Below are 23,716 nucleotides of genomic sequence, written 5' to 3'. Positions count from 1 at the left end.
ATAGTGTGTCTCTTCCTATATTTTGGGTCCTCATTTATAGATTATTAGATTGCCTATGGATAAGGATAATGTAATAATAGGAATAATAAAAATGCCAAAAAATTATAGTTACTTATAAGAAATTTTTATATGGGAAAAATAGGGTGGAGATAATGAATTACCGTGATTGGGAAATACTAAAGGTCCTTCATAGTCAAAAAAATTTAACAAAAGCAGCTAAACTTTTATATATTACACAGCCTGCATTAACGAATCGCCTAAAGCATATACAAGAGGAAATGGGTGCTCCGATCGTCACCCGTGAAAGCAGGGGAATCCATTTTACCCCCCAAGGAGAATATCTGGTCCATTGTGCGGAAGAGGCACTAGAACATTATCAAAAAATAAAAGAAAATATTTTCAATATGAGCCATAACAAAGATAACGAAGTGGTTGGTACATTGAAATTGGGCGTATCGAACTTTTTTGCGAATTATAAACTTGCCCAGATTTTGAAATTATTTAAAAGGCAGTATCCTCATGTGGAATTTAAAGTGATTACCGGTTGGAGCAGGGATGTTTCGCAGCTTATTCATAACAAAGATGTCCATCTCAGTTTTGTTCGTGGAGAATATAGTTGGCGGGGATTATTGAAACATCTCTTATTCGAAGAAACCATTTGCGTGACATCTAAGAATGAGATTAACATGACGGATCTTCCTCATCTTCCTAGAATCGATTATAGAGGGGATTATTTATTAAAATCATTAATTGATAGTTGGTGGTCAGAAAACTACACACAACCACCATTTATCAGTATCGAAGTCGACCAAATTGATACTTGTAAGGAAATGGTTATAAATGGTTTAGGCTATGGAATCTTGTCTAGCCGGACACTTACAGGAATTGATGGCTTAAATAAAATGGATTTAAAAGATGAAAAAGGGACTCCAATCTTGCGCCGAACATGGATCTATTACCATGAGGAATCTCTGCAATTAAATGTGGTAAAAGCGTTCGTGCAATTTATCAAAAGTTTAAATTGGGAAGACATATAATAAATGGTTAAAGGGCAAGGCAAATAAGCCTTGTCCTTGTATTTTATATCCCCTTCGGCCGTCGGTGATAATCCGTTTCAATTCCTTTTTTCCAGCTTCGATCAATCTTTTTACCGCTTCGAAGGTTGTTGACGGCTTCATTCACCGCTTCATAATTTAGTTGTGTTCCTAATTCGTCAGCATGGTAATCAACCTCGAAGTCCTCGGTGATTCCAAATTTAGTAGCGGTAGAGATCGCATCAATATTGGCTCCAAGGAACAAGAATTCCCAGTCATATTTCTCTCTTTGATACTGCACCATTTTTTTGATTTTATCCGTCGTGAACTCCTTGCTGGCATTTTCCATTCCATCTGTTGTAATCACAAACAGTACTTTTTCGGCACGCTCAGCCTCGCTTGTTTTCTTTTGTACATTCACTATTTTTTGTATGGTAAAGCCTAGTGCATCTAATAGCGCGGTGGTCCCGCCAACTTCATAATCTTCCTCCGTAATGGGAGATATTCCCCTTACCATTATTCTGTCATGTAAAAATTGGTAATCGTGATCGAACAATACCGTTGTAACAATGGCTTCCCCTTCTGCTTTTTGCTGTTTCTTGAGCATGGCATTAAAGCCACCAATAGTATCTGCCTCAAGACCTGCCATGGAGCCGCTTTTATCTAAAATAAACACTAACTCTGTTAAATTCTCTTTCATCATCATTATCCTCCGTTCTTCGATATACAAAGGATAACAATTTCTCAAAAAGAATGGGTCGCTTTAAAAGCGACATTTTAAGCTCCGAGCAATGGCTGGTCAAAAGCAAATAAGGCTTCATTGATTTCGTGGATATTGTATTTGTTTTGGTGAATGAAGTACTCAATAATGACATCAAACTTACTGCTCCGTGACAAGGTATAACCGGCCGCAGCCAGCAGTTCCATCGTTTCCTCAATATCCAATTGAAGTGCAATGGCGAACGCAACGGCGGTTTTCTTTTTTGGAGTATAATCCATTCATTGCGGATTTTTGAGAATAAGCGCCGGTCAAGATTCGCCCTTTTATAGGTATCGAAATCCGTCATTCCTTTTTCATCTATCAGTCGAAACAGCCGCTCGGAAAAAGATTCATCGAGGTGATCCAACAGGTCTACTAAGGAATACTCGGCTTCTTTAAATACGTCCTGCTGAAGAATTTCGACCTCTTGCCGTTGTTCCAATCTATATCGTTCTTCTCTGTTTCGGTTGAACGTATCTTCTGCTTCCTCTACATAATGCTCATCAATATATTGATGAATCGAAGTAAATAGCTTCTTGCTTAAACCAAAAGATTTTTTGTCAAAAACAACTAGATAAACGTGCATATCATGATGGATTAAAAAGGAACTGATCGTGGAAACCGCAATCCTTAATGCTTCCTCTTTTGGATAGCCATAGATGCCCGTCGAAATGAGCGGAAAGGCAATGGAATCACATTGATGATTTTTGGCCAGCTCTAAAGAATTATGATAGGATGCCTTTAACAAGGCAGCTTCTTGATGGGATCCACCTTGCCAAATCGGTCCTGGAGTGTGAATAATATATTTTGCCTCTAACTGAAAACCATCAGTGATAACAGCTTCGCCTACCGTGCATTCCCCGATTTTGTCACAAGCCTCTTGTAACTCTCTTTCGACTGCAGCGCGAAAAATAGCTCCACAAACACCTCCACCCATTTTCAGTGCTGTATTGGCAGCATTCACAATCGCATCGACCTTTATCTTCGTAAGATCATGGCGAATAATTTCTAACGGCATAATTTCTCCCCTTTTCAATAAGCGCTATTTTCTCTATTTTACCATCCAAAGAGAATGAAGGAATTTAAAATTGGACCAAAAGAAAAAAGAGCCTAAAACGGCTCATTTATATCATATAAAGTTTTAATTAAACACTCTTAACAAGCTGCTTTATTGAGTTTAATTTAGCAGAAAGCTCCAAAAACCATTCCCTATCCCCTGTTGATAATGCTAAGTCGATAAGATATAGAATTTGTTCCTTATTGATTGCTTTGGAAATGGGCAGTTTACTAGCCCGTTTACTGAAAATTGGAATGGTTTTTCCAATCATTTCATGATTGTCGCTTGATACTACTTTTACCTTCACGATTTCCTTTGGAATATCTTGTGACTTCGATTCAATATAGCCAATGAATAATTCCCCATTCCGTGAATTTCCCTTAATCCAATCCCCTATTTGTATAGTAGCATTATTTTCGGACATCATAGTTTTTCACCTTCTTAAATTATTTTGAAATACAACAAACTGTAATTTTTTTTATTACATTTTAATTAAAAGAAAATTGTCGCGAAAGCCCGCTTATTTTTCTTTATTAACCAGATCGACAACTTCCTTGATACTATAGTTCCTTAAATATTCACCCAAATGTTCTTCAGCACCTATGAAAATGTTAAAGAGAACTTTGTGCATGTTTGCGCCAACAATACACTGTTCATTTGAATCAGGACATTTAGGCTGCAAGGCACCTTCAGAAGTGATCTTGTATATATCCCAAAGATTCACTTCACTTAAATCTAGAGCGAAAATAAAGCCGCCCCCGATTCCCTCTTTCGATTTTATAAATCCATGCTTTTTTAACAAACTTAGTACTTTACGAATGCGTACCGGATGGACACCGGCACTTTCTGAAATAGCATCACTTTTTGCCATACGGTCCGGCTGCAGCGCAAGAAAAGTTAAACTATGAATGGCTAGCGTAAAATCACTGTTCATGGTCTGCCTCCTATGCGATAAAACATTTTATGTCGCTTATATTTTCTGCATCTTTATAATAACATTTGGTACTGTAATAGTAATTTTTTACAGGTTAGATTGTCATATTAATTTGCCATTTTTTGCAACTCATTGTTCAAAAACGTTCGCAGTTTACGGGGCAGAAAACTGCGAATTTCTTCGTCGTTATATCCAACCTGTATTCTTTTCTCGTCCATGATTATGGGACGGCGCAACATTTTAGGATGCTCAATGATTAATTTATAGAATTCATTAAGCGGAAGAGATTCAATATTGATATTCAATTCTTTGAAGGTTTTTGAATTCGTTGAAATTATCTCGCTAGTTCCTTCTTCTGTCAGACGCAGAATCGATTTAATTTCATCTACTGTAAGGTGATGAGTTAAAAGGTTTTTTTCAATATAGTCAATATGATGATCCTCAAGCCAAGCCTTTGCTTTTCGGCAAGACGCACAGCTGGTTGTTGTATACAAAGTCACCATAATTATATACACTCCTCTAATATATATTTGCAAACAATTGGTACCAACCCCAGCTTTGGGCGGTAACTCAATGTTTGTTTGATCAATCGTATTCATTTTTGTTACTTTCAGATCTTTAGAAATAATGTAATAAAAATAATTACAGTTTGCCAATAATACAACATAAGATATTAGAATCTGTAATTTTTCCATTTGAAAATTACTTTGATTTTCGTCTCATCCAACCCATTTTATAAAAGGCTATACTGTAAATTTAATTGTTACAGTTGATTTCGTCAATAGTTAATTTATGGTTTTACCTAATTTTTCGTATCATTATTTTTTTGCGGCCTCCAAACCAGTACAAATTAAACAAAAATATGGAGTCATTATTATTTCATTAGCTGTATTAATTCGATTAATTTTTTAAAGACAAGGCAACAAATTTTTCGGTTTGCCGATTTTACAGGGAGAATAGCCTTTTTCATAAATTATCCATACATACCTTTGCTTTTGTTTCTGGTGTTAATGGTGAAAAAGGTGAAGAAAAAATGAAATAAAGTATCATTTGTTTGGTTGGTTGTGTGCAAAATGAAATCTTCTAGGAATGGGCCCTAATGATGGTTTTTGATTTGGTGTAGCATTCAAAAATGATTGGCGTAATTGAAAAGATACAAAAAGAGCATGAGAGTTTCTGTGGCTCTTTTTGTATATACATTAAAATTTATCATATAAACGTTTGTTACTTAGCTCAAACTAACCTGTTATGAATCTCCCATTTGTTCAAAGAAAGCCTGATCCAACAGAGCTCGAGTTGACTCTCATTTCTGATTTTCATACAGATAAAAAATATAATCTGTTGGAACCCCTTTATATCCTAACTGACTTAACATCGCTGTGATGTTTCCGCGATGATAGGTACCGTGATTGGCTACATGCTGAAAAAGTTCTTCGTAGCTTGTGGTTAGTGTTCCAAAGCTTGGATGGTGGAGAGTAGTAATAGCATCCAAATTCTCAAGAGAATTCTTAAACTCTCTGAATTTGTTGCCTAATTGAAAGTAGCTGTTCTCCAATTTCTCAAGGCTTCTTTCAAGATTTTCTTCTTTTAATCGGTTGACCTCTTCGACGATTTTTTCAAAAGGGTCCCCTTTAATGGCCCCTAACCAGACAAAATCGACTTGATATAGGTGAAAAAGGGTATCATACAACGTTGGAAATACACTTTGGATTTCTTGAAAACAAACTTCTTCTGGCAGTTCTTTCAAATGTTTATAGATCAGCTTATTTGCCCACAAATGATACTCGAAAAATGAAACCTGCACAGGTTTCCCTCCCTTTTTTCATATTCGTGAAATATATGTATATTCTATATTTCATTACAAATCCCTTTATTTTAACAGAATTCGGTGGCAACTGTTTCCTCCCCCTAGATTAAAAATTGAGATAAAGTCTCATTTTCAAGTAAACGTGATTGGATATTCCACTAACCATACATTTGTAGAGGGAGTTCTTTTTTTCTGATCCCTTCTATATGTTATAAAAACTGTTATCGTTCCAAAATAAAAGAATGACTTTTCAGCCATTCTTGGGATGCTGCTATATGATGGAAGCTTAATATTCCATGTTTTTGTCCTGAATATCAATTATTTCATTATAAAACGCAGCCAATGCTGTCGAGACATAAGGAACCAACCACAAAAACCCTATTCCTAATGTAAATAAACAAAGAATAGCCCATCCAATAAAACTTAATCCTAACAAGAAATATTTCCATTTGTACCCATTCATTCTTCTTCTGCTCTCCGTTATTGCCTCAAGCATGGAATATTCGGGATGATCGCGTAATATGAAAAAAGTTTGAGAGTAAGCAATACTTTTTATAATGCCAGGAATAAACAGTAATAATGACCATAAAAACACAAAAATCCCTTGAATAATAGATACTCCGATTAGTTTTAATGACGTTTTTCCATCCTTATAGATGGAAAAAGCATAGGGAATTTCCGGATTGCTTCCCCTTACCACCGCTAAATAAAACCAATTCACGCCAATCGTAAAAGGAATGAGAACAATGGAAATGATGATACTTGCAATATCTGCACTTATTGGTGTCTCCTCTTGATTAAACCATTCAGCAGGCCCACCCTTCAATATCATTTCAATGATGGAAGGTAAAAAAAAGTTTAGCAGGAATAAAATGAACGTTAGTAATACACATAATCCCCATTTTCCATTTAAAGATAATTTTGCCTGTCGTTTGAGTTGTGAAATGCTTAAATTCAATTTTCTGTCTCCTTTTTTCTTTTATAAATTACCAAATAACCCCTTTTATTACACCTCACTTCCTATTAGTATTTTAGTCAACCAAGCTTGTAATACACAAATACCAATTTTATATTTTTTATAGAGTGTATGTAAAATTTTTTTTTTTATTCTTTAATCTTTTTTCGAGGATAATTTCCTTTTAATGGTGAATAACAAGAATTTATATCCAAGTGATAAATTTGTAAAATCACTAGAACAAAAATCACCGAATTTGATCCATACATTTCTTAATTCCTTCACACCACGATGCCGTAATAGTGCGGGTTTTGGCTTTGTTCGAAAAACTACAAACTTAACGAAAACAGCCTTACATCTTATTAATTTTGGTTGTATTCGTAAACTTTGTTTTTATTTATCCAAAAAGAAGAGTGGCTGATTTCCGCTCCACTAAGGGAAGCTTCCTAGAATTATCATCGCAGGGACAGGCTGCCTTTTGCCTGTCACGAGGATGCTCGCTTTCCGCGGGGCGGGCGGTGTGCCTCCTCGGCGCCTGCGCCTGTGGGGTCTCACCTGTCCCGCTGCTCCCGCAGGAGTCTCTCACCTTCCGCTCCGATCAACTTCTCACAAACACACCAAGTAACAGAGATGATTTCGAGCATAAAATCTATAAAGCAATATAAAAGCATTGCTCTAATTATAGGGTTTTTAATTTGGACAAAGGATTTTTAATCACCAATTAAAGCCCCTGTTACTTGAATAAAGAAACAATTTGATCCAACATCTCCCACCCAGTTAGTTTAATACTGTTATCCCATAAGGTTATAAATTAAAAATTGAAAACAATAAGCACCTAAAGAACTAATACTTGCTACTAATGTGGCAATTGATAATAAAAGATTTTGAACAGATTGTTTCCTTGAACGGAACAAATAAAATACATAAAAAATATACTAATTAAAAAATAGAAAATCCATAGTTTGTTTAGTGTAAAAAGATTAAAATTGATGAGGTAAACCACTATGTAAAAAATATTAATCAAAAGCATTATGATTAAGAAAGATTTTCTCAAAAACTATCTCCCCCATCGTTTTCAAATTTATTCAAATTACACCACTCATGGTGTGTTTTTGTTAAACTTCTTCTTTTTACTTTGTATTAAATCAGCGGGAGAAGGTGTGAAAAAAGGGGAGAATTTACTCTTAAATCGCCACCTCAAGCCATCCTAATCGTCTGTGGATGCGTGTGCTTTTTGAATTGCTCTTCTTCCACTTATAGGATTCTAAGATGACACAAACAAGAACTTGGAGAGTTTCCAAGTTCATAGTCATTTGTTATGAAACGGGAATCATTTTAATTAGTAAAGTAAAATACAGCCGAACTTTATAAATAACTTCTATAGTGATATAGCATTGCTGCAAAAGTAATGATGGTATAAGCCAATGATGTAAAAAAGGCAATATTAGGTGAAAATTCAAACTTTTCTTGTTCAGCCTAGCTTTACCAGACTCAACTAAACGCCCCTTGTCGATCTAATTCGGAATACCATCATTGTCGATATCTGTATCTAACCAAATAGTTTCGCCGTTTTTCCACGTTCGATCAAGCATATCTTGGTCAAACCAAACATCTATATTGTCAACAGCAATTAAAAATCTCCATCCTGGTGCTAAAGCAAGATACTTTTTTATATTTGGTTCCCACTCATTAATATGTGCTATATAAAGAGGGACAAAAAAATCAAGGTCTTCGGAAAATTCTTCTCCTGCCCCCGTTTAGTCAAAAAGAAAAGCTGACTTATATTGCAACTTAAACTTTAATAAATTTTTATTATTTCTAATCAGCACTTCTTCGTTTATGTTTTTCATTTATGATTTTCTTGTTAAGAATCCTTACTTTGCCAACCATTAGCAACCTCATATCTTCTACAATATACCTTGCCAGCTCTTCGTCAGAAATGTCATCTCCATCAATATCAAGACGGAATTCCTGCCCTTGAATTCCACCACCATTTGTAAATTCGATTTCAAAGTCGAATTGAACTCTTTTATCCATTTCGAATCCACCTTAAACTTAGTTTTAGAATGTTATGTATATTCTGTTATTAACAAACAAATACCTTATTCCACTCTTCCACTCCCATATAGTTCAATAAGAAAAGGTGCCTAAATGACAGCTTTATCTTCTGCAACTCTTGCACCCGTTAGTTTAAGTGAAAATCTTTACAATCTTTTTTTACCTTAACAAAATCTAATCCCTTGATGTGTAGGGGCATATCAAAAAGACGCCTTCTTACTAAAGAAAAGCGCCCGATACTTGAATAAACATTTTACTTATCTTAGCTGGAACATGCTTATTTTCTAATTTATACTTCATCTTTACTATTAATATAAGAATGTCTAAAAAACAAAAATAAAGGTAGTGCTAAAGATAATCCAACTGTAAACAGAGATAAAAGACAAATCCATTTTTCTTTAATGTTATACTTTCGTGATTCATTGAACATAAATACCAAGAAAACAACACATGAGATTATAAAATCAACTGCAAAAAAGGCCGATATCGTGTTAGTAAATAATAATTCCATTAATAAACCTAAATCAAGTCCATTATCCCTGAGGAACTGAATAAAAAAATAATACGGAAAAATAGTACCAATTAGCCCTAAAATTAAATATAATTTTTTCACTGGATAATTTCCCCTTTTTTAACAAAGTTACTATTAGATTACCATAACTAATTCTAAGATCGTTCAAAATATATATATTATTGAAGATTCCTTTACTAAACAATCTGGCCCTATCATGAAAAAGGACGCTAATCCATATTCCGGAAATGCGCCCTTTTCTTGAATAAACATGAAGCTCATATTAGTCGATATTGTGGAAGCAATTAACAAATTCTTGCTGGTAATGTTAAATATCGTAGAAGAGTGATTACTTTGGATCAACAATTGTTTGATTAAAGTTATCCGTTAGCTCAAAGAAAGATCTGTGGAAACATCTCTCGAACCTCAACAAACATAACCTTTTTGAAGAAAAAATGGATTACTCTTCTCTTGCCTATTTATAATGATACATTTTCAGAATACCAATAAAAAACATAATCAGTCATAACTGAAGAATCACCCATCTGATGTAACATAGCTGAAATATTTCCTCTATGATAGGTTCCATGATTCACAACGTGTAAGACCATTTCTGATATACTTGTTTCTCTTAATCCTGCCCATGGATTATCCAACATTATTCTCTTTTCCATATCTTCCTGTCTGTTCAAAAAGGATTTAAACCGAGATGTTAAAGTGTGAAATTCCATTTCTAAGTCTTCAATGGGCAGTTTCTCAATCTTTTCTTGAAGTTGAAATGAAGATTGCATTGCTTCATTCATACTCTGACCTTCGAGGGTATTAAGCCATCCATATTCCACCAAATAGAGATGCGATAAAACCTTTGAAACAGAAGAAAAGACACTTTTCATTTCCTTTTGATATTTCTCAGGAGAAAGTGTCTTAAGATGATCAATAATCCGTTGATTTGCCCATACATGATAGTTATATAGATTTTCTACATGATTTGCCATACAATCGCCTCCTTATCATCACATTTTTTATATTCTTTATCAGAATGAATTATTCCTTTAGATATTATTACTTATCTGATGAGATCTTCAACTAAATGGCCCGATTGTGGAATAAAGCTAATGACGATTGTTCAACTAAACTCCCTCAATAAAGAAAGCAAAATCTCCCGATTTCTCCATTTTCCTTAGATTTTCATAGTGTTTTACCTTGCGGTAATCATTTAATATTTGGGTGTACATTACTGAAAAGGATAATACTGGGCCATTTGAGAAAAAAGACTTTTAGCCCGCCAGCCAATCACTTACAGAAATTGGTGGATGAGTTAAAATATGATCGCACTGGTGGATGTCCACATTTCTCATGGAGGTCAACCCTCCCATGCCTCACAGAGTCTTTGCTCTCAAATTCCTTCGTCCAACCTTTCCATGAGGTGGATGTCAGCCATGATGCCCCACAGGGTCCCTTGCCCGTAATTTAGTTGCTTTGCCGACTAATCCGTGCTTCAAATGTACCCAAGCCTTAAAAACATGAAGCTACTATTTATTCTAAATCTAAAACAGAATCAAGCGGCTATTTCTACTTTCTTTGCTACTGACAAATGAGGAATATCCTCTAACATCTTTTCTTCACTAAATTCAAATTGCTTTTTACTTATGCTAAAGAAAATACGGATCAGTTTATTACATAAAGCAATAAGAGATTGCATCTTCTTTAATGGATTATCAGAACGTTGAGTATAGTAAGCATGTAATGCTTTAAAAGCAGAATTTTTTGCAACCAGAATCATACACACTCTGAACAATAAGGCCCTCAGTTTCTTACGGCCCCTTTTTGTAATCGTCGTTTTTCCCTTATGCTTACCAGATGTATTTTCTTTTAAACTTAAGCCAGCCAGCTTAATAATTTGTCGGGGATGAGTATAATCATTAAGGTCACCTACTTCCGCAAAGAAACCGGCAACCGTATCCCTTCCAACTCCTTTAATAGCTAACATCTGTGGTACACCTGGTATTTGATCAAGTAAAATATCTATTTTTGCATCTAATTCTTCGAATTTAAGTTGGATTAATTCATATTTATCAAGTAAAGTTTTTAGCTCCAGTTTAGCCATATCAGAGCCTTGCCGAAGTCCGATGGACTTACCAGCTGCTTGCTTTAACTCTCGAATCTTATTAAGCCCCACACTCCGGGTAACGGCTTTTCTTAGGTGGGTAAGCAGTTCTTGATCAGAGAATTTTATTATTTCATGCGGTAAAGCATATAGTTTTAAGAATTGTAAGGCTGCCTTCCCTTCCCACTTCTTAAAGACCGTTAGAAATTCTGGAAAGTACCGGTCAATCCAGTTGTGAACCTGTCCTTGGACCGTTTGTAGGTCATCCGTTAGAAGATCGCGTATTTTCTTTGCCACCCGGAGCTCGGCATACACTCCTTGCGGTATTGTAGGTTCAGAGTATCTTCCGTCCTTGACCAGCTGGGCAATGACTTTTGCGTCTTTTACATCATTTTTAGTTGGTGAATTATCATCGAGTTCCTTGCTTTTCTTTACGTGCAAGGGATTGACTACTACAAACTTAATCTTATTTTCTTTCAGAATATGTGCCAGGTTGAACCAATAGTGGCCAGTTGGTTCCATTCCAACCATCACTTTTTCCATGGCTTGTTCTCTCTTCAGTTCAGAAATCCATGTAATAAAATGCCCGAACCCCTCTTTTGTGTTTTCAAAATAGCAAGGTGATCCGAACTCCATTCCTCTAAAGTCCTGGGCACGTGCCACATGCTTGAATTTAGCAATGTCCACACCTATAATAAGTGTTTGAGAAGTTATTTGAGCGATCTTCTTATTTTGGTTATAATTCATTTTAAAGCCTCCTGGTATTTGAGTGTTGTCCTTTTCGCTGGCCAGCTTCAGGACACTCTTATTCTACCAAGAGGTTATTTTTTTGTTCAAACCTCATTTTCACTCATTACAGGAATGCTGCCCCTATAATGCAATAAGAAAAGCTGCCACAATGACAGCTTGATCTACAACTCTTGCACCCTTTTGTTTAAGAACAATATTTCACAATCTCCCTTTCACTATCCCTTTATAGTAGCAAAAACACAAGTCCTATTACTGTTAAAGAGAAAAGTAACGGGATTGCACAACCAACTCCTAAACAGCTGGAAAGCAAATTATAAATAGACCAGCGAGTTTTTTCTCCCCTGGTCGGATTTTCTTCAAACGCTTTAGGTGTATATGTCCTAATCTTTTTCATCGTTAAAATCATCCCTGTGTATTTATATACATAATAATTCTCTGCTTGTTTTAATTAACCTTCTTCATCTAAACTGACAGTTACTTCAATAAGAAAAGCTGCCGAAAATGACAGCTAATCTTTAACTCTTGCACAACTTATCTTTCAGTTTTGCTTCTTAATTGTTTTATCAGTTCAATTACCACAAAAACAAATATAATTGCTCCTAATGTACCGTATACATATCTGTGGTCTGTAAAATTCAATATTGATACAATCAAAGATAAAATTGCTGAAATCATTAACCTTATTTGCCCCATACTATTACCTCTTGTGTTTGTTTCGCTCAAGCACCCGTTACTTTAAGTATAATTCTTCACAATCTTGTTTTAAGAACACCACAAAGTTTCCACAACAAAGCTAACGGAAATCTCTAATGGAGAAGAAAAACTTAAATAATCTATAACATTTTTTCATATTTAAATAACCGAAGTTTTTCTGTAATTTGTACTTCACCTATTTTTAAGTAACCTAACTTTTCATAAAAGTGGTGATTTCTTTTGTTTAAATATGGAGTATATAAACTCCAATCTTTTATCAAAGGGAATTCCGACTCGATTAATTTGATTAACTTACTTCCAAGTCCTTTATTTTGAAATTCAATTTCTAAGAATAATTTGCTTAATCTCAATCGGCTGTCATCCAATGGTCGAATATCTATTGCCCCAATAATATCGTTGCCCAACCATATTGTGTAATGAAAAAAACGTTCAATGTTTTCTATTAATTTCTCAGCTGTTTCATTTACTGGAGTAGAGTCGTGGTCTTCGTATAATGCATAATCTTCAGCAAAAACTTCTTTCTGAATAGCTAACAATTTTTCGACTTCATCCAATTTGGTTCTCTTAATTCTAACTTCCACTTGTGATGCACACCCTTATTAGTAAATAATGTAATATTTCAAATAATAGCATAAATATCTGTGATAAAAACAAAAATCCATTCTTTTTTACCTAATTCTTGTTGAACTATCCTGCCCCGATAGTTGAACAAGAGAAACGCAGCTACGACTCTTTGCTAAACTTAAGCACCCGATAGTTTAAGAAGAAATCTTTAAAGTTGGAAGTCAAATCATTTAAAGTCCCATTCAATATTTATCTGATTTTCTCCGCCAACTCTAAAATAATTCCCTCTGGACCACGAACGTAGCATAACTTATAACTTTCTTCATATTGCTGTATCTCACTAAAGATTTCCGTGCCTTTCTTTTTCAATTTTGCAACAATAGCTTCAATATCTTCAACAGCAAAGCAAATATGTCGGATACCCAGAGTATTTGCAAAAGGTTGCTGAATATCTTTTTCATCTGACGGCGTATAAAATTTGACTAGCTCTATCCATGCCTGACCATCTGGCATCGCCAATCCTACACATGCCGTTTTAACATCATTAAGCCCAACTATTCTGTCCAACTGTTCTCCATCCAATTCCCATTCCGCTTGCACTTCAAGTCCTAAATCAAGAAAAAACGCTTTAGCCTCTGAAAGATCATTTACGTTTATACTCACATGATCTATTCTATTGATCTTCATATCTCATACCCCCTATATTCCTGTTATTTTCAATACCTGTATTCGTGTAAGGTTTGTTTGAAATTCTAATTCGCTTAAAACAGAAAATATCCTTCTTCAACAAACCTGCCATTTTAGTTCAATAAGAAAAAAAGGCTGCGTAATTAGCAGCCAGATCTTTAAGAAAACGCCTGTCCTCATAGTAAGTATATTAGTCCAGAAATCCCCAATGAAATTACTCCTGCCAAACCAGAATACAATGCTATTTTAGATCTGAAGTTTCTATGTTCTCCTGTTTCTGAATGAAAATTTGCTCTCTGTTGTTGTTCATTAGTCCATACTCCCATAAAAATTCCAGAAATAATAATACCGACTATCCCTAGGATTAAAAAAATTGAGACATTTAAACTCCCACCTTCTCATTTCCTAATTATGTATATTCTAGAAATGAATACAAATCCCTTCTTATACTAACCTGCCCTTTAGTTGAGCAAGAAAAAGGGCCGCAACAGCGACCCTCTGTTAAGCTCAAGCACCCTTTAGCTTAATAAGAATTTCTTTAATTGTTAATTATAAGAGAAAACTGGAATGGAGGATTTTTATGAGAAAAAGCCTTTTCATATTTATTGCCTGCTTAACCCTTTTCTCTTATTCACCCGTTAAAGCTGAAACCGTAACTAAAAATGATATACAGTTGCGTGATGACTTAATTCTAATTTTGCTTTATCCCTCAATTCAACAGGAATTGAAGAAGCAATATGGCGAAATTAAACAAAATTATTGTGGTAAAATAACCCAAATTAAGAAGCTGCCACAAGGCAGTTACTTATTTAATGTCACCGTGCAGGTAATAACATTTGAAGGTGCTCACGGTCCTCCCAATGATTTAGTGACGATCACTTTTAGTAATGAAAAAACCATAGAGTGGCAGGCTATTGATTTCAAAAGAAGAAGGTTAAAGCCAAATGAAACTAAATGCAGGCATCCTTTGTAAAAAGGGTGTTTTTTCTTCGGTTATATTCTCAAACTGCCCCGTTAGCTTTAGTACAATCCTTCACAATCTCCTCGATAAATACCCAATTTTCTTTTAAAACGATCCTCCACAATCTGGCCCTATACATAAAGAAAGAGCGTAATTCTAAATTCTAGAATTGTCAGCAATAGGTAAGCGTTTGATGTAATCTCCGGCTTTTCCCCTGCTCCACACGGAACGTGCAAGTTTCCCCGCATTCCGCGTTCCATCTAACGGTATGTACTAGATTATAAGTTCCATGTTACTCGTATAGTTGGGGTTATTAGATTAACTCCATTCCGCATTTTTCACGGTATTTGTTAATCTTTTGAACCATTGGCGTGGTTATACCCAGTTTAGTTATGAGTATGTCAATCGTCTGTTTGTCCGTTTGATGGATTAACTTATGTACCTCTTTATGGAGAATACGCAAATTATTGAATTTATCATTTCCACCAAGGTGTTTCGGGATATAGTGATGGCAGTGGACATCACTGGCAGAAAGGAAAGTGCCAGTGATTTCACATTTCCCCATTTTCATACTGTACCGACTTATTCGATTATCCATATATTCGACACTTCATGTCAGAATGGTCGATTTCATCAGAACAGAAATTTCACGTTGAATATCCATATGAAGCTGCTTGTGTATACATTCTCTTCCTGCTTCTGTATAGGGAGTCAGACTTTGGGTAAAGTTCATATTGTTCCTTGTTTTTACATTGGCAAGAGGAAATAGGTAAACATTAGCTACTTTAAACGTTTTGAAACTCAAACTGTAAAACTTTTTGTAGGTGGGTGGTGGGTTTGTAGGATGTTCATATTTCCCGACAGATTTAAGACGATTGTACATAAACGTTCGCAGATCGTAAGCTAAACGTGAGAACTCAAGATTGACATGCGTTGCTCGATTGAAATAATTATGGATTCCTAAAACAAAACTATTAAAGAGTAGTGCATTTTGTGCGGTCGGTGAGGCTTTCAGTTTTAGAATATGCTTTTTTGCCTCTGATTTGATTTTTTGCTTTTTATTGGCTTTTATACCTGTATGCGCTACTCGCTTTTTCCCTTTCCTATTCGCACGGATGGTGAATCCAAGAAATTCAGATTCATGTTTTCGTAGATTTATAATCTTTGATTTTTCCGGCGAAATATCTAGTTTTAGACGTTCTTTTAGGTATTGCCTCACGGCATGAACCACTTTTGTGCGGTTTTCCAATCTCGACAGAGAATTTTAAAGTCGTCCGCAAAGCGGACTAGGTACCCTTCTTTAAGTTTGGTACGCTTTTTGGCGTACCTTTCTCCTTCTCTTGTTTTGAAGAATTTATTCAAAGGGAAGAATTCCCATTGGTTCGGCTACTCATTGGTCTAAGTCATTGAGTACGACATTTGAAAGTAATGGCGATAACAAGCCGCCTTGCGGCGCGCCTTTTGTAGGTATTCCTTCACCATCAACTTCAGCTTTTAACATTTTGGAGATACACGCTAAGACCTTTTTATCTTGGATACCCAAGTTCCATAGTTGTTTTATCAGCAATGTATGGTTAATATTATCAAAGAACCCTTTTATATCAATGTCAACAACATAATGAAGCGACGCTTGATTGATGAGGTATTGTACTCTTGCCATTGCATGATGGGTAGACCGTAAAGGTCTAAATGCATAACTATGTTTATAGAATTGCGCTTCTCCTATGGGTTCAAGTACTTGTTTAAAACTTTGTTGTATAATTCGGTCGAGAATACAAGGAATTCCAAGTGGTCTCCATTTGCCATTATCTTTTTCAATAAGTTTACGTCTGACTTTCTTTGGGCGATAGTTTTTTAGTTACTTTTGAATCTCCGTTACTAATTCGTTTTCTGATATCTTTTCAATGTCATTGATGGTTTTCCCATCCGTTCCCGCAGTCTTTGAACCTTTGTTGGACTTAATGGTACGATAGGCTAACAAGATGTTTTCCCTTGATGTAATAATATCGTATAAATGCTTAAAAGATTCTTGTTTGGTGGCCTTACCATATAGGTCTGTAAAGGTTTCCTTCATGCCGTAGTAATCCCAATATCGTAGAGTTTGCACTGTGGCATCCCTCCTCTTCGAGGTGATGTTCCCACGTTCCTACCCGATCGGTGCAATACACGTTTGGAAAATAATCGTTCAATTTCGTTAGACTTGGGGCTGTTCCTCCACTCCCATTACAGGAGATTCATCAGTCGTGCCCCTACCCTCACAAGGATGAATGCATTTCAACTTATGCCTTATAGCAACCGTTTCAGGTGACAGCCCTCGTTTCAACGTTCCTTGCTTTCCAAGTCCCTTACAACGTAGCTATCCGTTCTAGACGTAGGCGCTCCCTATAAGCCTGTGAGCTGGATACCGCCATTGTTCGGTATAGCGTTTTTCAGAGGGCGCATTTTTACTCAACACCACTCACCCCATCGTTAGATGGGACATAAGTTTCCCTATGTTCAATCTTTAGACCCTTACCTTCGGAAGTTCGTCAGTTCCTATATAATGAAACTATTCTCACCGTATCTAGTTTTTCAGCCGTGCGGCATATCCGTTGGCATACCTTTTCTTAAAGAATGGCTTCAGCCTTCGTTCTGCCGAATCCACCTGTACTTCAGACCTCATAACCTGTCAGTTATAACGCATGCAGGAGTATTGACGGGATGGTTTCGGGAAACATGGTTCCGTCATTCCCATCCTCCGTTGTAAAGTTAGGATTAATCTTCGATAATCCCCTGTATTTCATGTGGCAAGACATTTATAACAGAACTTGTCGATCGGCGCCCGATTGTTGAAGATTAATCTTTAATTCCAAGTCGAATATGAAGTTTGGTTTTAGAGTATATCATCCTAATCTCTATTAAAGCCTCTCCAGCGGGGAAGTGTCCAGCACCGTGCTTCTTCATCTACCACTTAAAACTTTAACTGAGGAGTGCGGATAAGACCTCAAATTTGGCAGAGAAATGATTATGGTTCCAAGGATAATCGTCAATGCACCTATACCAGACAACCATGAAAGAGTTTCATGATAAAAAACGACTCCCAGCACCATAGCAAGAATCGGTGAAACAAAAAGCCAGGTAGAAGGGAAAACAGTGTTTGTCTTAGAGACAAGCCAGTAATAGAGACTATGTCCGCCCATTGATCCAACTACTATCAAATAAAGAGACGATCCGATTGCTGCCGGACTCACTAAAGCAGCCACTTGGAAATCCTCAGTCACAAGAGACAAAATCATTAACAGGATCCCGCCATGCATCATTTGAACGGCATTTAAAGCAATCGGGGAAATTTTATCAAACTGATTGATCACCCTTTTCGAATAAATCGTTCCTGATGCATAAAACACCTCACCTACCATAATTAAGAGACAGCCGCCAAGCACCAAGGAATTAACAAGAAAAGTAAAGCTCGGTAAAATGAGGAGAAAGACCCCCGCTATTCCTACGAAACATCCAATAAAGGAACTCGAATTTGCTTTCGTTTTTAAAATAAAAGTTTGAATCAGCAGTATCATCATCGGCCCGGTAGCTGATAAGACGGCTGCCGTTCCTGACGGGACAAACTGCTCTGCCCAATATAATGTGGCAAAAGTACCAAAAGTCAGCCCAATCCCCGTCAATAGCATCTCCATACGAAAAAACATTCTTAGTGTAGTCTTTCTTTTTAACATCATGATGGCAAATACAATCAAACCTGCTAAAAAAAAGCGAAGGCCAGCTGAGAAAAAAGGCGGCACGCCTGCATCAATCCCTATTTTTATCGCAAGAAATGTCGTACTAAAAATCAGACACATAAACAAATAACCAAACAATACCATGTCAATTCCTCCTTTTTGCTCCATTATAGGTGAAAGATAATAGAACAGATGAAAATCATTAGACCAGATCAAGGAGAAACATGCTAAAATCAAAGGGATGGGGAGGGAAAAAAATGAATGGAGATTACTTATTTAAACAAATATACGATTATGTATTACACCGAATCGAACTCAATGAATGGAAAGAAAATGAAAAGCTCCCTTCAATTAGAAATTTAGCCGCTGAGATGAAGGTTCATCGCTTAACCGTATTAAAGGCCTACCAGCATCTTAAACAGGAAAATAAAGTCTATGTCAAAGATAAATCTGGCTATTATGTCCAATCCCGTGAAATTAATTACTTAGAAAGCCTGGAAAATCCGATCGTTTCTGCATATGTGCAAAAAAATCATTTATCGGAAATCCATCAGATCCCTGTTTCCTATCAATTTTCGCAGGCATTAATTGACCCTAATCTTTTGCCAAATCGCTTCATATCGGACTATGTAAAAAAAGTTTTTGATCTCTACCCAAAGGTTCTCTCCACCTACTCCACCGTTCAAGGCGATCATGAACTGCGTCAATCACTTTCTAACTATTTTAATCAGCATTATAAAACGATTACACATCCAGATCAGCTATTAATTACGGCCGGTTCCCAGCAAGCCATTCATCTGATAGCCCAGGCATTTGTAAAATCAAGAGACACTATCCTTTTAGAGCGGCCGAGCTATAGTTCTGCCATTGATATTTTTCGAGCACAAGGAGCCAATATTGTAACCGTCGATATCCATCCGTACGGATATGATTTAGAGGAGATTGAATTCATCATGAAAAAACACAAACCTCGTCTGTTTTATCTGAATCCAACCTTCCATAATCCAACCGGATACACGGTCCCATCGGCTCAAAGAAAGCAATTAGTCCAGTTAGCCGAGCACTACCGCTGTCTGTTAATAGAAGACGATGCTTACTACGACATCTTTTTTGATCAGGAACCTCCGCCGCCCATGTATACCTATGATACTTCTGGCATGGTGATTTATATCAAAAGCTTTTGCAAATATGTATCACCAGGGTTGCGAATAGCCGTCATGATGAACGGTCAGTCTTCCGTGGTGAAATCACTGCTAGCAGTAAAATCATTGGCCGATAATGGATCACCGCTTTTAAATCAAAAGATTTTCCTGCATTACTTTTCATCTCCAAGGCTGCAGCAACATGTTGAGAAACTGCGAATTGCGCTGCAAATACGAAAGGAAATCATGGAGGAAGAACTGTCCGTTACTGATTGGCAATGGACCAGCCCAAATGGTGGCTTGAATTTATGGGTACAGCTCCCAGGCAGCCTGTCAACAGAAGACTTATTGGTCAAGAGTCTGGAGCAATCAATATCCTTTGTTCCTGGTCAAATATGTGACCCCTTAAAGGAGCCATCCTCTTGGCTTCGGTTAAGCTATTCCTATGCCAATGAAGAACAAATCTCGGAAGGACTTAGGAAGTTTATTAATTTAGTACGCTCTACTCAATAAGGTGTAGCGTCAAGAAATTGCTTTTGCTGGCAGAACCACTTATTGTTCTATCCTGCTGTCGTTAGGTGAAATCTTCAAAATCTCAAATTACTTTTTCTAATGAAATGCTAATTCTCTTTTTTGGGCTTTAGAGAAATCTTCGTAACCTTTAAAGTCCTCATACATGTCAAAATCATATGCCACATATCCGAAATATGTTGGACTTAAATCCCGGGGAGTTGGTAGAGATTCTGACCATTTCGCAATGATACTCCTAAAATTACAATACATCCTTCTTTTTCCACGGACTTTCTTTTTTCTTATCATTTTTAAAAAAGCTCCTCATTGTCATTTTTTGTTTAGCTTTTAAATTTTAGCAGTTCAATTATAAACTTGTATATATTCAAAACAACACCATTTCTTATGCAACTAACCATTTAATTCAATAAAAAAAAGTCTATTTTATTTTCCTGACACCATTCAATCGCAATTTGTTTAAAACACTCGTCTTGACATGAATACCATTGTTCTTCTATTCCAAAATCTATAATTTTGTCCTTAAATCTTCTAAAGGCACCCTTTCCCCTAATTGCCCTTAATAAGGATTCTTGCTTTCGTTGTTCACTTACAGTTAGGCAAAAGTTTTCCATTATCTCATATTCATTCACATCATATTTAGTAGGTAATTCTATATAATTTTCAAAGTTTTCAACCACATCGATTGCAACCATTCTATTTTCACGTTCCCATTCAGGTAAATGATCAAACGGTTTTTCGTCTTCAGCAGCTCTCAAGTCTTCCGATGTCACTAACACTATTTCACCCGTTTTAATATTTAGTAAGAACGTGATTCTTCAAACTGTATTTCCATTTCCTCGATAATATCTTTCAGTTTGACTTGTATACCCATAATTAGATCACCTTTTGATATTTTTTACTAATGCACCCAGTTAGTGAAATAAGGCTTAAACCTCTTCCTGATATATCTCCGAACTTATTGGCTTTAAATTTAAAGGTATATTAAACTCCTGAAGGTTTTCTATATGATTAAAAAAAGTATCTAAATCATCATAATCCATTGACCATTCTGTTGCCTCTAACATTTTTAACTCTTCGGTAGGTTTAAAATAAAATAAACAGTGAAGTTGTTCCATATGGTCGTACTCGTCTTCTTCAAAGATAGAAAACTGACGTACAAAACCAAAATGAAATAGTTCTTCTCCAGTAAAATCATAAATACCACATTCAAATAGAATTTCCTTATCTTCTTCCCCCTCTACGGGTTCTTTACAAAATCCCTTGAAACATCCCAAATTTTTTTAATATCATCAGTGTCGTCACCAATCTTATCTTTAAGGTGACTCTCAGCATTTCTAACCGTAATCATTCCAACACCTCCGATATTAATATGTATGTAACCCTTCTTAAAGAAAACTTGCCCTTAGTGCAATAAGAAAAGCTGCCACAATGACAGCTTGATCTACAACTCTTGCACCCTTTAGTTTAAGTGAGATTCCTCACAATCTCTCCTTAAGGAAAAAGACTGTCGTTCACATTTGTCTTTTTTTGTGAAATTTCTATTTGATAAAAGTTTAATTTGGTGTCTTTTTCCCAATAATCTCCTGTTTGTTTATCAAAAATTATTTTGTAATCATCCGACATTTTGATAAACTGATAACGATTTTGTTCCTGATGTATCTTAACAACATCATTTTTTTTGAATCTTAAAGATTGTGAAATAGGCCGAGAACCGAAAACAATACATAACCACAAAAAAAGAATTGAAAAAGACATTATGTTTTTATTCATAATTACGCCCATATTTTTCCTTTAATTATCTTTATTCTAGAACACTAATAATTAATCCTTCTTCCACGCCCCGATAATGCAGTAAACATAGTTTCACAAATGTGTATAAATATTAGCGTTTTCACAGTTTTTACTTGAGTATTGATTCATTAAGATTAATAAACATCGCAAAATTTGCCTGCCCCTAATCTTTGCCTCCGAAATGGATACCCTCACTTTATGATATTGTTAAAACACAAATAAAAAACGCTAAACTCCAATTAGATCGAGTTTAGCGTTTTTCGCTTTTTGTTCTATGTAATAGCCCACACAATTTCACCAGTTATGGCTGCTGCGTTCCCGCCCTGACCCGTTCTCAGTGTCCTTGTTGGACTTAAGTTCCGTTAAGAACTTACAAGACAAATATATCATCTATCTAAATTGGAGGATAGCTGTAAATTTTGGTAGTCCAAAAGAAACTAAAAATTCAATGATGGGGTTTATTCATTTTTTATCATTCATTGAAATATAATACTAGAAAGCAAAAGTTTCATAATATATAAATTTTGCTTTCGGGGGTGGATTTTTGTTCATGAAGAAAACGGCATTAACAGTCGCTGCTTTATCAATTGGAATATTATTAGGGGCTTGCAGCCATGATACGACCATTGATGATACGATCGATTCATTTGGTAAAAAAATAAATAGTATGCAAGAATTCTCAGCCGTATCTGAATATAAAACAGCTGCATATGATAGAACCAATAAAGAAATTCATCGGTTAAGTTCTAACAGTACATTAAACACGATGGTGAATTTTAAAAATAAAGAGGGTTATGTAAAATCCATTAGTTCAAAAAATACCGAGCATATTGACCCAAACTCTGTAATGTATATCAAAGACAAAATGATGTATTTAAAATCTTATGATAGTTGGTTAGCCCATCCTGTCCTAGACAAAGAATTTTCGGAGACATTAAAAATAAACGATTTAGCCTCTGTTTACTCCCAATTACAGCAAAATAAAAAGTACCTAGAATATGAAAAATCAGGAAAAAGGATCATATTACAAACAAAAAAACAAACGAACCCCTCTCTTAATAACAAAGAAATAAGTTCGATTTACGGTCCAATTTCCGACTCAGGTAAGGCGAAAGTGAAGTCTTATTCCCTTAAGCTTATCCTGGATTCTAGAACGTATTTTCCGGTATCTCTTGAAAGGAATATTTCTGTTTCGATCAATAACGTTACATATAAAAATAAAATCGTTACCCATTATCAACAATTTAAAAACGTAAATATAAAAATTCCAAAAGTAGCCTACGACACTCCTCGTTATGAATAATTTAAAATATATTTTTATTAAAAAACTCACTTTAATCAGCGAGTTTTTTTTATTCTTTCAACACAAGGATTATAATTTCTTGAACCTCTCATGACTGAAGTCACGAGATTCCTGCTTCATTGGGAACTGCACCACACTATGTAACGTCTTACACTCCCTCCATTGCCCAAAAGCTCGACAAACAGCATCTTGAGATGCTGACAGGCACAACCCGTAGTTCCTACGGTGAGGAAAAAATACAAATGTTAATTAAAAATTAGGCTACTTCTGAACTAGCATATAGTTCGTTTAAAATACGAATACCTTCTTCTTTAATATTTTTTGCAGCATTCACATC

At 35.8% G+C, this 23,716-nt stretch carries 22 protein-coding genes and 2 pseudogenes; 4 read left to right on the top strand and 20 right to left on the bottom strand.

Going from position 1 to position 23,716, the window contains the following annotated elements:
* Window positions 1-152: 152 nt before the first annotated feature.
* Window positions 153-1,037, top strand: coding sequence for a LysR family transcriptional regulator (locus tag J2Y67_RS22310; RefSeq protein WP_310177601.1), 885 nt, complete (start codon window positions 153-155; stop codon window positions 1,035-1,037).
* A gap of 43 nt (window positions 1,038-1,080) precedes the next feature.
* Here the strand turns inward: J2Y67_RS22310 and J2Y67_RS22305 are convergent, their stop codons facing one another.
* From J2Y67_RS22305 to J2Y67_RS28090, 15 genes and pseudogenes are all read right to left on the bottom strand, one after another.
* Window positions 1,081-1,734 carry a vWA domain-containing protein gene (locus J2Y67_RS22305; protein ID WP_310177599.1) on the bottom strand — a complete coding sequence of 218 codons (654 nt, stop codon included), beginning with the start codon at window positions 1,732-1,734 and terminating at the stop codon, window positions 1,081-1,083.
* On the bottom strand, window positions 1,694-2,812 hold the full coding sequence (locus tag J2Y67_RS22300; protein ID WP_463675870.1) for a macro domain-containing protein: 1,119 nt from the start codon (window positions 2,810-2,812) through the stop codon (window positions 1,694-1,696). Before J2Y67_RS22300 ends, J2Y67_RS22305 begins: the two co-directional genes overlap by 41 nt.
* 127 nt (window positions 2,813-2,939) lie before the next feature.
* A complete protein-coding gene (locus tag J2Y67_RS22295) occupies window positions 2,940-3,278 on the bottom strand; it encodes an IDEAL domain-containing protein (RefSeq protein WP_310177598.1) in 339 nt (112 codons plus the stop codon).
* Window positions 3,279-3,371: 93 nt separating this feature from the next.
* The gene (locus J2Y67_RS22290) at window positions 3,372-3,785 is read right to left on the bottom strand and encodes an RrF2 family transcriptional regulator (protein ID WP_310177597.1); all 414 of its coding nucleotides are present in this window, start codon (window positions 3,783-3,785) and stop codon (window positions 3,372-3,374) included.
* A 107-nt stretch (window positions 3,786-3,892) separates the two neighbouring features.
* Window positions 3,893-4,288, bottom strand: a complete 396-nt coding sequence (gene spxA, locus J2Y67_RS22285; protein ID WP_310177631.1) for a transcriptional regulator SpxA — start codon at window positions 4,286-4,288, stop codon at window positions 3,893-3,895.
* Between the two features lie 800 nt (window positions 4,289-5,088).
* Window positions 5,089-5,589, bottom strand: coding sequence for a DinB family protein (locus J2Y67_RS22280; RefSeq protein ID WP_310177595.1), 501 nt, complete (start codon window positions 5,587-5,589; stop codon window positions 5,089-5,091).
* 289 nt (window positions 5,590-5,878) lie between these two features.
* Window positions 5,879-6,550 (bottom strand): DUF975 family protein, encoded by a 672-nt coding sequence (locus J2Y67_RS22275; RefSeq protein WP_310177593.1) that lies wholly within the window; start codon window positions 6,548-6,550, stop codon window positions 5,879-5,881.
* Between the two features lie 1,511 nt (window positions 6,551-8,061).
* Window positions 8,062-8,286: pseudogene (locus J2Y67_RS28190) on the bottom strand (immunity protein Imm33 domain-containing protein); the annotation flags it as partial.
* Between the two features lie 79 nt (window positions 8,287-8,365).
* Complete coding sequence (locus J2Y67_RS22265) at window positions 8,366-8,584, bottom strand: cyclase (RefSeq protein ID WP_310177591.1); 219 nt, start codon at window positions 8,582-8,584, stop codon at window positions 8,366-8,368.
* Between the two features lie 310 nt (window positions 8,585-8,894).
* Window positions 8,895-9,218 carry a DUF2834 domain-containing protein gene (locus J2Y67_RS22260; protein WP_310177589.1) on the bottom strand — a complete coding sequence of 108 codons (324 nt, stop codon included), beginning with the start codon at window positions 9,216-9,218 and terminating at the stop codon, window positions 8,895-8,897.
* Window positions 9,219-9,595: 377 nt separating this feature from the next.
* Entirely contained in the window at window positions 9,596-10,111 is a 516-nt protein-coding gene (locus tag J2Y67_RS22255) for a DinB family protein (protein WP_310177588.1), read from the bottom strand.
* Window positions 10,112-10,674: 563 nt separating this feature from the next.
* Complete coding sequence (locus J2Y67_RS22250) at window positions 10,675-11,970, bottom strand: IS110 family RNA-guided transposase (RefSeq protein WP_310177587.1); 1,296 nt, start codon at window positions 11,968-11,970, stop codon at window positions 10,675-10,677.
* 836 nt (window positions 11,971-12,806) lie between these two features.
* Window positions 12,807-13,268: a GNAT family N-acetyltransferase gene (locus tag J2Y67_RS22245; protein ID WP_310177586.1), complete on the bottom strand. Its 462-nt coding sequence runs from the start codon at window positions 13,266-13,268 to the stop codon at window positions 12,807-12,809.
* A 232-nt stretch (window positions 13,269-13,500) separates the two neighbouring features.
* On the bottom strand, window positions 13,501-13,938 hold the full coding sequence (locus tag J2Y67_RS22240; protein WP_310177585.1) for a VOC family protein: 438 nt from the start codon (window positions 13,936-13,938) through the stop codon (window positions 13,501-13,503).
* Window positions 13,939-14,114: 176 nt separating this feature from the next.
* A complete protein-coding gene (locus tag J2Y67_RS28090; RefSeq protein WP_396954125.1) occupies window positions 14,115-14,294 on the bottom strand; it encodes a DUF5316 family protein in 180 nt (59 codons plus the stop codon).
* A gap of 224 nt (window positions 14,295-14,518) precedes the next feature.
* On the opposite strand from J2Y67_RS28090, the gene J2Y67_RS22235 reads away from it, so the two are divergent.
* Window positions 14,519-14,911: a DUF3888 domain-containing protein gene (locus tag J2Y67_RS22235; RefSeq protein WP_310177584.1), complete on the top strand. Its 393-nt coding sequence runs from the start codon at window positions 14,519-14,521 to the stop codon at window positions 14,909-14,911.
* A gap of 301 nt (window positions 14,912-15,212) precedes the next feature.
* Here J2Y67_RS22235 and ltrA read toward each other — a convergent pair.
* A pseudogene (gene ltrA / locus J2Y67_RS22230) lies at window positions 15,213-17,006 on the bottom strand (group II intron reverse transcriptase/maturase).
* Window positions 17,007-17,838: 832 nt separating this feature from the next.
* Window positions 17,839-18,756, bottom strand: a complete 918-nt coding sequence (locus J2Y67_RS22225) for a DMT family transporter (RefSeq protein ID WP_310177630.1) — start codon at window positions 18,754-18,756, stop codon at window positions 17,839-17,841.
* A 113-nt stretch (window positions 18,757-18,869) separates the two neighbouring features.
* On the opposite strand from J2Y67_RS22225, the gene J2Y67_RS22220 reads away from it, so the two are divergent.
* The gene (locus J2Y67_RS22220; RefSeq protein ID WP_310177583.1) at window positions 18,870-20,267 is read left to right on the top strand and encodes an aminotransferase-like domain-containing protein; all 1,398 of its coding nucleotides are present in this window, start codon (window positions 18,870-18,872) and stop codon (window positions 20,265-20,267) included.
* Between the two features lie 96 nt (window positions 20,268-20,363).
* Here J2Y67_RS22220 and J2Y67_RS22215 read toward each other — a convergent pair whose 3' ends face one another.
* The 3 genes from J2Y67_RS22215 to J2Y67_RS22205 all read right to left on the bottom strand — a co-directional run bounded on the left by J2Y67_RS22215 (window position 20,364) and on the right by J2Y67_RS22205 (window position 21,559).
* A complete protein-coding gene (locus tag J2Y67_RS22215) occupies window positions 20,364-20,573 on the bottom strand; it encodes a hypothetical protein (protein ID WP_310177582.1) in 210 nt (69 codons plus the stop codon).
* A gap of 110 nt (window positions 20,574-20,683) precedes the next feature.
* A complete protein-coding gene (locus J2Y67_RS22210; protein ID WP_310177581.1) occupies window positions 20,684-21,055 on the bottom strand; it encodes a UPF0158 family protein in 372 nt (123 codons plus the stop codon).
* A gap of 156 nt (window positions 21,056-21,211) precedes the next feature.
* Window positions 21,212-21,559 carry a hypothetical protein gene (locus J2Y67_RS22205; protein WP_310177580.1) on the bottom strand — a complete coding sequence of 116 codons (348 nt, stop codon included), beginning with the start codon at window positions 21,557-21,559 and terminating at the stop codon, window positions 21,212-21,214.
* A 1,067-nt stretch (window positions 21,560-22,626) separates the two neighbouring features.
* Here J2Y67_RS22205 and J2Y67_RS22200 point away from each other — a divergent pair.
* Window positions 22,627-23,379, top strand: coding sequence for a hypothetical protein (locus tag J2Y67_RS22200; protein ID WP_310177579.1), 753 nt, complete (start codon window positions 22,627-22,629; stop codon window positions 23,377-23,379).
* The last annotated feature ends 337 nt before the right edge of the window (window positions 23,380-23,716 follow it).

This window comes from Neobacillus niacini, from assembly GCF_031456445.1.
Classification (GTDB): domain Bacteria; phylum Bacillota; class Bacilli; order Bacillales; family Cytobacillaceae; genus Neobacillus; species Neobacillus niacini_I.
This window is presented reverse-complemented; position numbering and strand designations above follow the sequence as displayed.